Genomic DNA, 13,781 nt, shown 5'->3' with positions numbered 1-13,781 from the left:
TTATTGTTTATGATTTCCTAGTTCCTTGGTATCAATAGGACAAAGGAAAATCATTTTTCACATTTTAAAGTATATTGCCATCAAATTGCTTATGGCCAATGGTTAAATTATTTGTATATTGCCACATATGAGCTGTGGGCCAATCGCAAGTCACATTGTATTGCGCACACCATTGTGGACAGCTTAATTGTGAAATATCTAAATAGTGAGTCCACCAATTAAGATTGGCGTAGATACCTGTAAACGTGTACCCATTTTGCCAAAGTTGATTGACAAAGGTACTCGCAATATTGGTAACACTTTGTTTTTGTATATCTGGCATTTCACAAGCGTCGAGTATACTTGAATCCTCTATATCATACCATACGCCTAACGGCAGTTTTGCTGGGGTCAGTCCACAGCCTTGTAAAGTATGCAGTACATACTGCGCTTCTTTAGCAGCTAATTCACAATTGGTGGCATAGCTATAATAGTAAATTCCTATGGCTAAACTAGCCGTAAGTGCTGTATTCACATGTTCATAAAAGAGAGAGTCTAAATGACCTTGACCGTAGCCAAGACGGATTACGGCAAAGGTAATACCTGCTCTTTTTACCGATTCCCAGTCAATATGACCATTATGTTCACTAATATCAATGCCATAAGAGGGCGAATTATTCATTGCATGTCACCTCATTCCCAAAATTATTTGATATTTCATTATAAAAGACTGTTAAGGCTGTTAAGGCTCTATTTTTGTGCTGTTGCATAGCTTGACGACTAATACCGTATTGTCTGGCTAATGCTGCTAGTGGCTTATCTTGTATATAGTAATCAAATAATAGTTGTTGCTGTGGTTTAGCTAATTTCTGAAACGCTTCTTTAATCCAACGTTTGTTTTGCGCATTTATTACCGTGTCCTCGGCACTTTGAGTAGGGGTAAGGAGATCTTCAAAGGTCATGGCTGAGTCTTCCCCTTCGGTAGGTGTGTTCATGATGAAAGACTCGTGTTGCCATTGTCTTCGTAATTTTTTAAAGGCATTGTACTGACCATAGCGGATTCGACTTTGTACAAAGCCTGAAAAGGGTACTGTACCTTCTGTATCGTATTCCTTTATGGCGCGAATGAAAAGTTCCCACAATAAACTTTCTATATCGTCTGATTCACAATGAACAGCTGTTATATGAGCATATTTTCGTATTAAGCCTTCATATTGGTGGCAAAGTTGTTTTAAGGCTTTTTGATTGCCTTGTTTGGCTAAGGCTAGGTAATTTCTTTCAGACAATGGCTGTAGTAGATGATTTGTTACAGGATTTAACATAGTATGTATCATTATTTTCGTTATAAATTCTCCTTTTTGATTTAACATCATTATATTTTGTAGCATATACGAAGACTAGCTAGTTTTATATGTAGATTGCAATCACAGTAATAGTATAATAGTCTAAAATTTTTGTAGCAAATTTTAGAAAAATAGAAAAATAACTTACTTTTCTTTACCAGAAAATTTATATTTTTAAAGATACAACAGATTGTAGGCAATTTTAGTGGGGTTATAGTCTGGGCATAAAAAATTTTGTGCATAATTGATAGTATTAAGGATAGAATGAGTCATCTTTGTTTGAAAAATAAAAAGTCAAGTATTATGGGCATTTTGGAGAAATGGGGCCGATAGGTGGGCAAAAATTAGAAATTGTTATGCTTTAACTGATAAGAAATATCTAGTTGACAAATATAAGTACCCTTTTTGTATAAGTTTTTTGTAAGGAAGTGTTGTAAATATGTCCGTAGATATAATCAGGACTGCTAATGATCGAACTAAATTGATTGATGCTGGTAAAGATTTTAAAATTCCACAATATATCCATTTCTTCTTACTTACGCTAGAAGAATTATTAAAACAATCATTATTAGATACGGCTGTGATTCCTAAGTTGATGGTGCCATTTAATGAAGGATATCTTAAGCTGGTTGAATTTTTAAAGGCAGGGACCTATTCGCGTCGTCATGTAGATAGTATCGTTGAAAAATTTAATCAAGGATATTCTATCGTGCTAGAATCACCACATGTATTGACAGCACAGGGAACGGTACATTTTTGGACCTATGGTCATATCATTATTAGTAAAATATGTCATCTTGTGCGTTATGAGCAACGGTATTTATTGCATAATCAAACGGCTTCCACCATGTTGGAGACATATTCATGGGATGATTTATTTGCTGTAACGAAGCACAGCAAAGATGAAAAAACATGTAAATCAAAGGAAAATCTTGAATTTAGTTGTGGTAAGTTTTATGTAGATGGTTGTAAGGCTAATGTAAAACTTATTCATAGCTTACTAGTCTCACTCTATTATGAGGGAACATATACTAATAACATTGATCAGAATGGTATACGTGGTGGTACTATGTTTAATGATAATATGTACGATAAAGTAAGTTACCATACAAATTCACATAATGACTTGAAACATCTTATATATCGTGTGTTACAACTTCACGATGGAATATATCGTTTAGATAATCTAGTGTCACGTATTTCAAAAGAAACAACAATACAAAGAACAGTCATTCGTCGGGAGTTAACTGCTGTACAGCGTCAATTTAATACCTTTGAAATGTCACTCTCTAAACTATTAACGCACACAATTATTAGCTCTCAATCAATGGGCGCCCCACAATATTTGAAAAGTTTAGCCATTAATACCGCATCACTTCAATGGGGCCTTTATTTTTTAACATTGACCTATGGCGGGGGGTATATTGACCAGCATGGACAAATTCAACTTTATGGACAGTGGCAACATGATTCCGAAGTAAAGAGTACGTTTATTTTAACTCTAAGTAAGACTTCATAGATAAGAGAGAGGCCCTGTGAAGACGACATTGCTCCAAAGGAGCTCCGAGGCGAAGAGGGCCTCTCTCTTATCCTCTTGCAGAATCTCCCAAATGATAGTATAATCATCTATAGAAATAGTAGTCATTACAACTTTACCAAATTTGTATACAACTATTATTTTAGTAATAAGAAGTTAAATATATTTTACAATTTCATAAAGACAGTCTTTGAGGCAAGGTGCGAGTTGGCGTCTTAATGGCTAATTCAATAATTAGTTGTTGATGAGGGGACCAATTCAATTCCTGACCGGCGGTGATAGTCCGCAAGCTCTGAAATGGGTTGACTCGGTGTGATTCCGAGACCGACAGTATAGTCTGGATGGGAAAAGACACGGTATGAGTTCGCCTTCTAACAGTAACGGTAGTAATCAAAAAACAGGGTTATTTTTAGAATTGTTACGAATGCGAAATTTATAACGCAATCAACTCAGGGACTATAGATATATAGTCCCTTTTATGTTAGGAGTTCATAGTATGGCAGATGAACAAACAAACCAATCGACGCAACAATTAAATACAGTTGAATTTGAGGCCACAACAAGTGCATTGGATGAACGCTTTATGGCACGGGCTTTGGAATTAGCAACTAAAGCAACGGGACGTACGCATCCGAATCCAATGGTGGGGGCTGTGATTGTTAAAGATGGACATATCATTGGTGAAGGCTTTCATCACAAGGCGGGTGAAGCACATGCAGAAGTTAATGCGTTGCAACAAGCTGGTGATGAAGCTAAAGGCGCAACTTTGTATGTAACATTAGAGCCTTGTGCTCATTATGGTAAAACGCCACCTTGTGCTAAACGAGTTATTGAAGCTGGGATTCAGCGTGTTGTTATAGGGGTAGTTGATCCGAATCCACTTGTGGGCGGTAAAGGCATTGAAATGTTACGAGAGGCTGGTATTACAGTTTCTACAGGTATACTTACTTCTGAGTGTGCTAAATTAATTGAAGGATTTTTAACGTATATCAAAACAGGCCGACCATTTGTAACATTGAAATCAGCCATGTCTTTGGATGGTAAAATTGCAACTCGAACAGGACATTCACAATGGATTACTAATGAAACAGCTCGGCAAGATGGACATCGACTGCGCGCTACTCATGATGTAATTTTAACAGGTATTGGTACTATATTAAGCGATAATCCTAGCTTAAATTGTCGTTTGCCTATAGAAACTTTAGCAAGTGATAATAAAGAAAGTAGTTCTGTTGATACTACACCATTACATCAGCCCGATGTGGTAGTTTTAGATAGTTTAGGCCGCACGCCCTTAGAGGCTAATATATTTAAACAGGCTAATCGACATGTATATATTTTTGTGAGTCCTGCTTGCGAAGCGGAGACGGTTGAAGCCCTTAGAAATAAAGGGGCTAAGGTAATAACTGTTGATGCTACATACAGTGGTCTTGACATTGGCCAAATTTTAGAAACATTAGGTGACCTTGGCTTTACGTCTGTATTAGTAGAAGGTGGCAGTCATGTAATTGCTTCTTTTGTCGAAGCGAAAGCGTTTAATAAAATTGTTACTTATATTGGTAATACAATTATTGGTGGTCAAGAGGCCTTAGGTGCTGTTACTGGTCAAGGTATTGATCAATTAGTGGATGGTATACAACTACGCTTTGAATCAGCCACCATATTAGATAATAATATTCGTTTAGAATCGTATGTAATGGAAGGGAGGGGCACTGAATGTTCACCGGAATTATTGAAGAAGTAGGCAAAGTAGTAAGTGCCCAACGAAGTGCTCAGGCTATGCGCCTTACCATTGAAGGACAGAAGATTTTTGAAGATATGGAAGTTGGATGCTCAATTTCTGTTAATGGTGTTTGTTTAACTGTTACCTCATTTACAGGGCGACAATTTGTAGCTGATGTTATGCCTGAAACGGTGAACATGACGACCTTGGTTACTGTTTCATCAGGACAAGCTGTTAATTTAGAACGAGCTATGGCAGCGGATGGACGTTTTGGTGGACATATGGTAGCAGGTCACGTAGATGGACAAGGACGAATTCGAAATATTCGTAAGTTAGACAATTCAGTTATTTTTACTATTGAAACAACACCAGATGTATTAGACTATATTATTTACAAAGGGTCTATTGCGGTAGATGGTGCGAGTTTAACTGTTTCTAAACGAGAAGATACTTATTTTGAAATTTCTATCATTCCACATACGATTGCTAATACAATTTTAGCGAAAGCTACGGTTGGTACGGTAGTTAATTTAGAAACGGATATAGCAGGCCGTTATATTCGTCATTTTATGAACCAGACTCGTGAGGAATCGCCCCGTCAAGGGCTTTCCAAAGATTGGTTAGCTTCGAAGGGATTTATATAAAGGTTAGGTAGGCTCAATATATTAGAGGTTATTAGATAAGCCCATTTAGTTGAAGGCTATAAGGAGATATTTATTATGACAAGAACGTTAAATACAATTGATGAAGTGTTAGCAGATATTAAAATTGGCAAACCTGTTGTTATCGTAGATGATGAAAAGCGTGAAAATGAAGGCGACTTAATGGTAGCCGCTGAATTTGCTACGATGGAAAATATCAATTTTATGGTCAAAGAAGCGCGTGGTATTGTTTGTACGCCTATGAGAAAAGAAGATTTAGATCGATTGCAGATTCCACAAATGGTAACTAAGAATACTGACAATCATGAAACAGCATTTACTGTGTCTGTTGACCATGTAGATACGACTACGGGTGTATCACCTTATGAGCGAGCGCTTACCATTCGTGCTTTAGTTGAAGGTAATGCTCGTCCTGATGACTTCCGCCGTCCTGGGCATGTATTTCCACTTCAATATAAAGAGGGCGGTGTCTTGGTACGCCAAGGTCATACAGAAGCGTCTATCGATTTGTGCCGTTTAGCAGGCCTTAAAGAAGCTTCGGTTATTTGTGAAATTACAAAAGATGATGGCAGTATGGCCCGTCTTGATGATTTACTCGAGTTCGCAAAAAAACATGATTTAAAAATCGCATCTGTTGCTGAATTGATTGAATATCGTAAATTACATGAGCCAATTATTACATTAGCGGCGGAATCTCATTTACCAACCGAATTTGGCGATTTTAAAATCTTTGTATTCAAAAATTACTTGGATCATAAAGAACACTTAGCTATTGTAAAAGGCGATATAAAGGGTCAGGAAGACGTGTTGGTACGGGTTCACTCAGAATGTTTAACGGGTGATGTATTTAGTTCTAAACGTTGTGATTGTGGCGAACAGCTTCACAATGCTTTACGTACTATTGAAGAAAAAGGTCGTGGTGTAGTTGTGTATATGCGCCAAGAAGGCCGTGGCATTGGATTAACCAATAAAATTAAAGCCTATGCGCTTCAAGAAAAAGGACTCGACACAGTGGAAGCAAATGTAAAACTCGGGTTCCCACCAGATATGCGTGAATATTCCTTGGCGGCTCAAATTATTCGCTTCTTAGGTATTAAAAGCGTTGATTTATTAACGAATAATCCGTTAAAGCGAGAAAGTTTGGAACATTGGGGCATTGAAGTTAAAAAGCGTGTGCCTGTTATTGTTAAAGCTAACAATGTTAATGCAGGTTATTTAAAAACTAAAAAAGAAAAAATGGGTCATTTGCTATAATAAAATCAGTATAACTGTAAAAAATAGTAAAAAAATAACTGTAAAAGACAGTAAAAGAAGCTAGTAAAGAAAGATAATAAGAAGATATATATACAGGAGGTATTTCAAATGATTACAGAAGGTAAATTGTTAGGCACAGGTAAACGCTTTGCTATTATTGGTTCTCGTTTCAACGAATTTATTACATCTAAATTAATTGGCGGAGCTATGGATGCATTACTTCGTCATGATGTAAAAGAGGAGGATATTAATACTATTTGGGTTCCAGGGGCGTTTGAAATTCCTGTAGTAGCTAAAAAAGCAGCACTTAGTGGTAAATATGATGCGATTATTTGTGTAGGCGCTGTAATTCGTGGCTCTACGACTCACTATGATTATGTATGTAGTGAAGTGTCTAAAGGTATCGCTCATATTAGCCTTGAAACAGGAGTGCCTGTTATGTTTGGTGTTTTAACAACTGAAAATATTGAACAAGCTATTGAACGCGCTGGCACTAAAGCCGGTAATAAAGGCTTTGATTGTGCTATGGGCGCTATTGAAATGGTTAACTTGTTAGAACAAATTTAAGAGACTAAATAAAAATAAATTGAAGGAAGTAATATTTATATGGATATGATTCGTCGTTATACCACCAAAGAGGGGGTTCGCTTGGCTTTTGCTGTTACAACTGATACAGTCGAAGAAGCTAGAGTGCGTCATGACTTAAGCCCTGTTGCTACGGCAGCTTTAGGACGTACTATGACAGGCGCTCTTTTAATGGCTGGTGACTTTAAAAATGAAGAAAATGTTAGTTTACGTTTAAATGGTAAAGGTCCCTTAGGCGTTGTTCATGTAGACGCGTTTAGTGATAATACAGTGCGTGGCTATGTAGATAATCCCCATGTGGAAGTACCGCTTAAATATGAAGGTAAATTGGATGTAGGAGCGGCTGTTGGTCATGATGGTGAAGTGCAGGTTACTCGTTTCACTAAGCTACGTCAAGATTATACCTCTCAAAGCCCTATGCAGTCTGGTGAAGTGGCTGAAGATTTAGCGTATTATTTATATACATCAGAACAAATTCCAGCTACGATTAGTTTAGGGGTTTTGGTTAATACAGATCAAACGACTAAAGCAGCCGGTGGATTTTTGGTACAAGCCTTGCCAGATGCTACTGATGAAGCGTTAGCACAGGTAGAGGCAAATATTAATGAGCTCGGCCCTATTTCTAAATATTTAGAAGCCCATCCTGATGGTGCAGGCTTAGTAGATAAAGTACTGGCAGGGTTAACAAAAGAACAAGTATATGAAGGGGAAGTTCGTTTCAATTGTACTTGTAGCCGTGAACGGTTTGAACAAATTTTAGCAACACTACAGCCACATGATAAAGAAGAATTGCTGAAAGATGAAACTACAGAATTAGTTTGTCATTATTGTAATGAAAAATATCATTTTAGTCGTGACGAGTTAAAAAAAGTGTTTGATGAAGCTACTCAAGGACCACTTAATTAATCAAATTTTATGATAACTCTTAGGTGACCTTGCAAAAACAAATGATTAACTCAATCACTTATAATGTGGTACAATAGAATAAACGAGCCTTAGGGCAGTAACTAAGGTATGGATTCTCCAGGGCTTGCTCTGGAGTTTTCTTTTATTTAACTCGTGTTTTAGCATAGCAAATAGTGATAGTGCACAATTTTGTGACTTACTGTATTTTATTATTTATAAAGAGGTGACTATAATGGGTGTAATCGCAGTAATTGGTGGTACTGGTGTGTATGATCCATCAATGTTTGAAAATATTGAAGCGAAAACCATGTCCACGCCATATGGGGACATTGCTTATACACAAGGCAGTTATAAAGGTAAACAAGTGGTGTTTTTAGCTCGTCATGGCATGAAACATTCAATTCCGCCTCATTTAATTAATTATCGCGCTAATATTTGGGGCCTAAAAAAATTAGGTGTTACCATGATAATTTCTACAACAGCAGTAGGTTCTTTAAATCAAGATTTTGGGCCTGGTCATTTTGTATTGGTTGACCAGTTTTTAGATTTTACAAAATCTCGTGTAAGTACGTTCTTTGATGGCCATGGTAAAAAAGTAGTCCATCTAGGGGTCGGTAATCCGTATTCACCAGCCTTGCGTACTGTGATTGAAGAAGCTGCTAAAAAACTTGACATTACACTTCATAATGGCGGTACATATGTATGTACTGAAGGTCCTCGTTTTGAAACGCCTGCTGAGATTAAGATGTTCAAAATGTTAGGGGCTGATACGGTGGGGATGACTAATGTACCAGAAGTAGTATTAGCTGGTGAAGCTGAAATTGCTTATGCTACTATTTCTATGGTTACGAATTATGCGGCCGGTATTTCGCCAACAGAATTAACGCATCAAGAAGTACTTGATATTATGGCCGAGATGTCTAATAATTTTAAAGCGTTAATTCTTGAAACAATTGAACGTTTAGATCCAGACCAAGATTTACCTTGTCATCATCGATTAGCTGAATATGGTGGTTTCAAAGCTGCTCTTGGTAAAGAAGGAGACTTACTATGAGTTTACAAGAAGCAGTTAGCTCCTTAAATACACTAAAAAGTCAATCTATGAAAAGTATTACTTGGAATGGAGAATCGCTCATTTTATTAGATCAGACTCAATTGCCAACAGAGGAAATATATATTGATTGTACTGATTGGCGACAAGTCGCAGAAGCTATTAAAAAGTTACGTGTTCGGGGCGCTCCAGCAATAGGTGTTGCTGCTGGTTACGGTTTAATTTTGGCTGCTCGTGAAGCTATTGCATCAGCACCTGATGAAGTAACACAGCGGGCAAATTTCTTAGAATTTGCTAATATATTAAAAGAAACTCGACCAACAGCTATTAATTTGGCTTGGGCTATTGATCGCATTGTGACGAATATTGTATTTCCTTGTGATACTATGGTGGCTGCGTTACCACTGATTGAAGCTGAAGCTAAAGCGATTGACTTAGAAGATCAACGCTTAAATGAAGCTATGGCTAAAGCTGGTGCTACGTTATTTGAAGGTAAAAAAGGCATTCGTATTTTGACCCATTGTAATGCAGGCGCCTTAGCAACGGCAGGCCTAGGTACAGCGCTTGGTGTGGTTCGTGAATTATATAGTCAGGGCCAATTAGAACGAGTATATGCCGATGAAACTCGTCCTTTATTACAAGGGGCTCGCTTAACAGCTTTTGAGCTTCATCATGATGGTATTCCCGTTACGTTACTAACTGATAATATGGCTGCTTATGCTATGCAACAAGGACTTATTGATGCTGTTATTGTTGGTGCTGATCGGATTACGACAGAGGGGGATGTAGCCAATAAAATTGGTACCTATGGTGTGGCCTTAGCAGCTAAGGCTCATAATATTCCATTTTATGTAGCGGCACCTTACAGTACGTTTGATTTTACGTTACAAAAAGGATCCGATATTCCAATTGAAATGCGCAGTCCTGAAGAAGTTTTGTGTTTTGGAGGAATTCCTACAGCGCCTACTGATATTGAAGTGTTAAATCCTGCATTTGATGTGACTCCTCATGAGTTAGTAAGTGCTATTATTACAGAAGAAGGTGTATTGACAGCACCGTATAATAAGTCTATCGCTGATATGGCTAAAAAAATTATTAAATAGTCTATCTATGATAATACTCATATCATATTATTAAAATTCATAGCGTTAGTTGAATTTCAATGTAACCCAAATAATACAGTTTGAAAGAAGAGGTTTAGAATGGAATCATTAATTAGAGATATTAAATTAGCACCAGAAGGTCGTAAAAAAATTGAATGGGTATCTAATTTTATGCCCGCTCTTAATAGTTTACGAGAAGAGTTTAAAGCCAGTCATAAATTTGAAGGTAAAACCGTGGTAGTCAGTGTTCATTTAGAAGCTAAGACGGCATATTTATCCACGGTATTAAAAGAAGCTGGTGCTGATGTAATTGTTACAGGCTCTAATCCTTTATCTACTCAAGATGATGTGGCAGCAGCCTTAGTAGATATGGGACTTACTGTATATGCATGGCATGATTGCACTGAAGACGAATACTTTATGTTTTTGAATAAAGCGCTAGATCATAAACCTCATATTATCATTGATGATGGGGGCGATCTTGTTAATTTATTACATACCACTCGTACAGATGCTAAAGAACGTCTTATTGGCGGCTCTGAAGAAACAACCACAGGGGTACATCGTTTACATGCGTTGGCTAATGAACATAAATTAACGTTCCCAATGATTGCGGTGAATGATTCCTATTGTAAATATCTTTTTGATAATCGGTACGGGACGGGACAATCCGTATGGGATGGCATTATGCGCACCACTAATTTAACTGTAACTGGTAAAAACGTAGTTGTTGCTGGTTATGGCTGGTGTGGTAAAGGGGTAGCTATGCGTGCTAAAGGTCTTGGGGCCCATGTTATTGTTACCGAAGTAGACCCTATTAAAGCGATTGAAGCAGTTTTTGATGGTTTTAAAGTTATGCCTATGATTGAAGCTGCGCCAATTGGTGATATTTTTATTACCGTAACTGGTTGTAAAGATGTGATTCGCAAAGAGCACTATGAAGTAATGAAAGACAAAGCGATTATGTGTAATGCTGGCCATTTTGATTGTGAAGTCAATGGGGTCGAACTAGCGGATATGGCAGTTTCTCATAAAAATGTTCGTAAAAATATTGAAGGTTACACATTAGCTGATGGCCGGACTTTATACTTGTTAGCCGGCGGTCGTCTTGTTAATTTAGCCGCTGGTGATGGACATCCTGCCGAAATTATGGACTTATCCTTTGCTATGCAAGCATTGGCTGCTGAATACCTACTTGATCATGGTACGACTATGGAAAGTACAGTTCATATTTTACCTCATGAATTAGATGTACGTATCGCTAAAGTAAAACTTAATTCTATGGGGTACGATATTGATGCATTAACTCAGGAACAATATGATTACTTACATAAAGTACAGTAGAATATAGCAAGTTAAATGCCTTAAAGTAAAGTAGAATAAAAATATAATAGGAAATATAGATTAGAACTGAATCACTTAATAAATTAGAACCACATACAGTAAATCATAATAAGGAGATAATAATGGCTGATATTGTAATTCGCAATATAGATTGTATTACAGGAGAATCTGCTGAATCTGGCAAAGATATGTTACGTAATGTAACATTGATTATCAAAGATGGCTATATTAATAAAATTTTGACAGAGGAAGAAAGTAAAACACCATTTGGTCAGGAACTCATTACTAAAGAATGCGGTAATGCAGCCTACATATTAGATGGTAATGGCCGAGTAGCAGCCCCAGGTTTAATTAATACTCATACGCATATTGCTATGGGGTTATTTCGCAATTATGCTGACGATTTGGAGCTAATGGATTGGCTTCAAAATGAAATCTGGCCAGCTGAAGCTAAATTGACTAATGATTTGGTGGAAGTGGGAACTCGTCTTGGCGTCGCTGAAATGTTCCGTAGTGGGACTACATGCTTTAGTGATATGTATTTCTTTATGGAAGATACAGCTAAAGTAGTAAAAGAAACGGGGATTCGTGCTGTTTTATCCCGTGGGATGGCTGGGATAGCGCCCACCGCTGAACAGGCCTTAGTAGAAAGTCGAGAATTATTTGAACATTGGCATGGCTTTGATCATGAGCGAATTAAAGTTATGTTAGGACCTCATGCACCTTATACTTGTCCAGATGATTATATGCGTAAAGTAATGGATTTGAGTCATGACATTGGTGCACAAATACACATTCATCTTTGTGAAACCAAAGGGGAAGTAGAAAATGTTGTTAAAGCAACTGGTAAAACGCCAATTGCACACTTTAATGACTTAGGTGTGTTTGATACGGGTTGTGTAGCGGCTCATGGTGTTCATCTAACGGATGAAGATTTAGATATTATGAAAGCTAAAAACGTTCGTGTAGCCCATAATCCACAATCAAATCTAAAATTAGCTAGTGGTATTGCCAATGTACCTGCTATGTTGGCTAAGGGGATTACCGTTGGACTTGGTACTGATGGTTCTGCTAGCAACAATAATGCTGATATGCTTGAAGAAGTACGTTTAGCCGCTACTTTGCATAAGGCAACACATTTTGATCCTAAAGCTATTCCAGCTCATCAAGCGTTAGCATTAGGTACAGTGGAAGGTGCTAAAGTACTCGATTATCAAGATTTGGGTCTTATTAAAGAAGGCTACCGCGCTGATATTTGTTTATATGATGTAACGGGCATGCACTGGTTACCACGTTATAATGATGTGGCTTCGTTAGTATATGCGGCTAATTCATCAGACGTGCAAACGACAATTGTGGCCGGTAAAGTCGTAATGAAAGACCGTGAATTATTAACGATTGACGAAGAACAATTGCGTTATGATGTAATGAGTAAAACAGAAATATTTGCAAAGTAAATTTTTTCATAAAAAAGAGGCTGTAGCAAATGCTACAGCCTCTTTGGCGTACATATTATCATGTCTACCTTAGTAAAAAATAACGTAGAACGGGATAACAAGTAAAATTAACGTATTAGATTAATTTTTTTACAGCATCAACAGCTGCATCGAAGTTAACAGCCTGAGTTACTTCTGGTACGTATTCAACATAAGCAACTTTGTCGTCTTTACCGATTACTACGATACCACGAGTTAACAAACGAAGTTCTTCAATTAAGAAACCATAAGCTTCACCGAAGCTTGCATCTTTGTGGTCGGAAAGAGTTACTACATTTTCAACACCAGCGGCACCACACCAACGTTTCTGAGCGAAAGGAAGGTCCATAGAGATAGTTAATACAACTACGTCGTTGGAAAGTTCAGTCGCTTCTTTGTTGAACCAACGAGTCTGAGCGTCACAAACGCCAGTATCAAGGGAAGGCACTACAGAGATAATTTTTACTTTACCTTCGAAGTCTTTCAAAGATTTTGCTGCTAAACCATTATCTAAAACAGTAAAGTCAGGCGCTGCGTCGCCAACTTTTACTTCTTTACCTACTAATGTCATTGGGTTACCTGCGAAAGTAATTACGCCAGTACGTTTTTCCATAATAAATAACCTCCTAAAGATTAATTTCAAAATTCATACCTGTTCTTAATAGAGCGTTTAAATGTACACTCTCTTGACACTATTAAGTATATCATGCTGTATGACAGAAGTAAAATAAAAATTGATAATTTTCGATGTTGTGGTTTATATGATACAATAGAAGCATATAATGTAATCTTACGAGATACAAATATAAATAAAATGAC

Annotated in this window: 13 protein-coding genes and 1 riboswitch; of the genes, 10 read left to right on the top strand and 3 right to left on the bottom strand. The window is 37.3% G+C overall.

Annotation, left to right across the window (positions count from 1 at the left end; genetic code table 11):
* Nucleotides 1-64: 64 nt before the first annotated feature.
* Together DYE54_RS02215 and DYE54_RS02210 are read right to left on the bottom strand one after the other, a co-directional pair.
* On the bottom strand, nt 65-661 hold the full coding sequence (locus tag DYE54_RS02215; RefSeq protein ID WP_115309702.1) for a GH25 family lysozyme: 597 nt from the start codon (nt 659-661) through the stop codon (nt 65-67).
* A complete protein-coding gene (locus DYE54_RS02210) occupies nt 654-1,301 on the bottom strand; it encodes an RNA polymerase sigma factor (protein ID WP_172460540.1) in 648 nt (215 codons plus the stop codon). The genes DYE54_RS02215 and DYE54_RS02210 overlap by 8 nt, the downstream gene beginning before the upstream one ends.
* A 460-nt stretch (nt 1,302-1,761) precedes the next feature.
* Here DYE54_RS02210 and DYE54_RS02205 point away from each other — a divergent pair, with 460 nt between their 5' ends.
* The 10 genes from DYE54_RS02205 (at nt 1,762) to DYE54_RS02160 (ending at nt 12,944) form a co-directional block, all read left to right on the top strand.
* The gene (locus DYE54_RS02205) at nt 1,762-2,841 is read left to right on the top strand and encodes a hypothetical protein (protein WP_115309700.1); all 1,080 of its coding nucleotides are present in this window, start codon (nt 1,762-1,764) and stop codon (nt 2,839-2,841) included.
* Between the two features lie 251 nt (nt 2,842-3,092).
* Nucleotides 3,093-3,216, top strand: a riboswitch (FMN riboswitch).
* A 226-nt stretch (nt 3,217-3,442) separates the two neighbouring features.
* Entirely contained in the window at nt 3,443-4,603 is a 1,161-nt protein-coding gene (ribD, locus tag DYE54_RS02200) for a bifunctional diaminohydroxyphosphoribosylaminopyrimidine deaminase/5-amino-6-(5-phosphoribosylamino)uracil reductase RibD (protein ID WP_245935723.1), read from the top strand.
* Nucleotides 4,576-5,226, top strand: coding sequence for a riboflavin synthase (ribE, locus tag DYE54_RS02195; protein ID WP_115309698.1), 651 nt, complete (start codon nt 4,576-4,578; stop codon nt 5,224-5,226). Before ribD ends, ribE begins: the two co-directional genes overlap by 28 nt.
* A gap of 75 nt (nt 5,227-5,301) precedes the next feature.
* Nucleotides 5,302-6,498, top strand: coding sequence for a bifunctional 3,4-dihydroxy-2-butanone-4-phosphate synthase/GTP cyclohydrolase II (locus DYE54_RS02190; protein ID WP_115309697.1), 1,197 nt, complete (start codon nt 5,302-5,304; stop codon nt 6,496-6,498).
* A gap of 108 nt (nt 6,499-6,606) precedes the next feature.
* Nucleotides 6,607-7,065, top strand: a complete 459-nt coding sequence (gene ribH / locus DYE54_RS02185; protein WP_115309696.1) for a 6,7-dimethyl-8-ribityllumazine synthase — start codon at nt 6,607-6,609, stop codon at nt 7,063-7,065.
* Between the two features lie 39 nt (nt 7,066-7,104).
* The gene (hslO, locus tag DYE54_RS02180; RefSeq protein ID WP_115309695.1) at nt 7,105-7,989 is read left to right on the top strand and encodes an Hsp33 family molecular chaperone HslO; all 885 of its coding nucleotides are present in this window, start codon (nt 7,105-7,107) and stop codon (nt 7,987-7,989) included.
* 232 nt (nt 7,990-8,221) lie between these two features.
* Complete coding sequence (gene mtnP / locus DYE54_RS02175; protein ID WP_115309694.1) at nt 8,222-9,043, top strand: S-methyl-5'-thioadenosine phosphorylase; 822 nt, start codon at nt 8,222-8,224, stop codon at nt 9,041-9,043.
* Between the two features lie 47 nt (nt 9,044-9,090).
* Nucleotides 9,091-10,143, top strand: a complete 1,053-nt coding sequence (gene mtnA, locus DYE54_RS02170) for an S-methyl-5-thioribose-1-phosphate isomerase (RefSeq protein ID WP_115311065.1) — start codon at nt 9,091-9,093, stop codon at nt 10,141-10,143.
* Nucleotides 10,144-10,242: 99 nt separating this feature from the next.
* On the top strand, nt 10,243-11,487 hold the full coding sequence (locus DYE54_RS02165; protein ID WP_115309693.1) for an adenosylhomocysteinase: 1,245 nt from the start codon (nt 10,243-10,245) through the stop codon (nt 11,485-11,487).
* Nucleotides 11,488-11,609: 122 nt separating this feature from the next.
* Entirely contained in the window at nt 11,610-12,944 is a 1,335-nt protein-coding gene (locus tag DYE54_RS02160) for an amidohydrolase (protein WP_115309692.1), read from the top strand.
* 115 nt (nt 12,945-13,059) lie between these two features.
* On the opposite strand, the gene tpx is transcribed toward DYE54_RS02160, so the two are convergent.
* The gene (gene tpx / locus DYE54_RS02155) at nt 13,060-13,575 is read right to left on the bottom strand and encodes a thiol peroxidase (protein WP_115309691.1); all 516 of its coding nucleotides are present in this window, start codon (nt 13,573-13,575) and stop codon (nt 13,060-13,062) included.
* Nucleotides 13,576-13,781: the final 206 nt, after the last annotated feature.

Origin of the sequence: Veillonella criceti (assembly GCF_900460315.1) — a bacterium.
Taxonomy (GTDB): domain Bacteria; phylum Bacillota; class Negativicutes; order Veillonellales; family Veillonellaceae; genus Veillonella_A; species Veillonella_A criceti.
The sequence above is the reverse complement of the archived record's forward strand: the minus strand, read 5'-3'. Positions and strand labels throughout refer to the sequence as shown.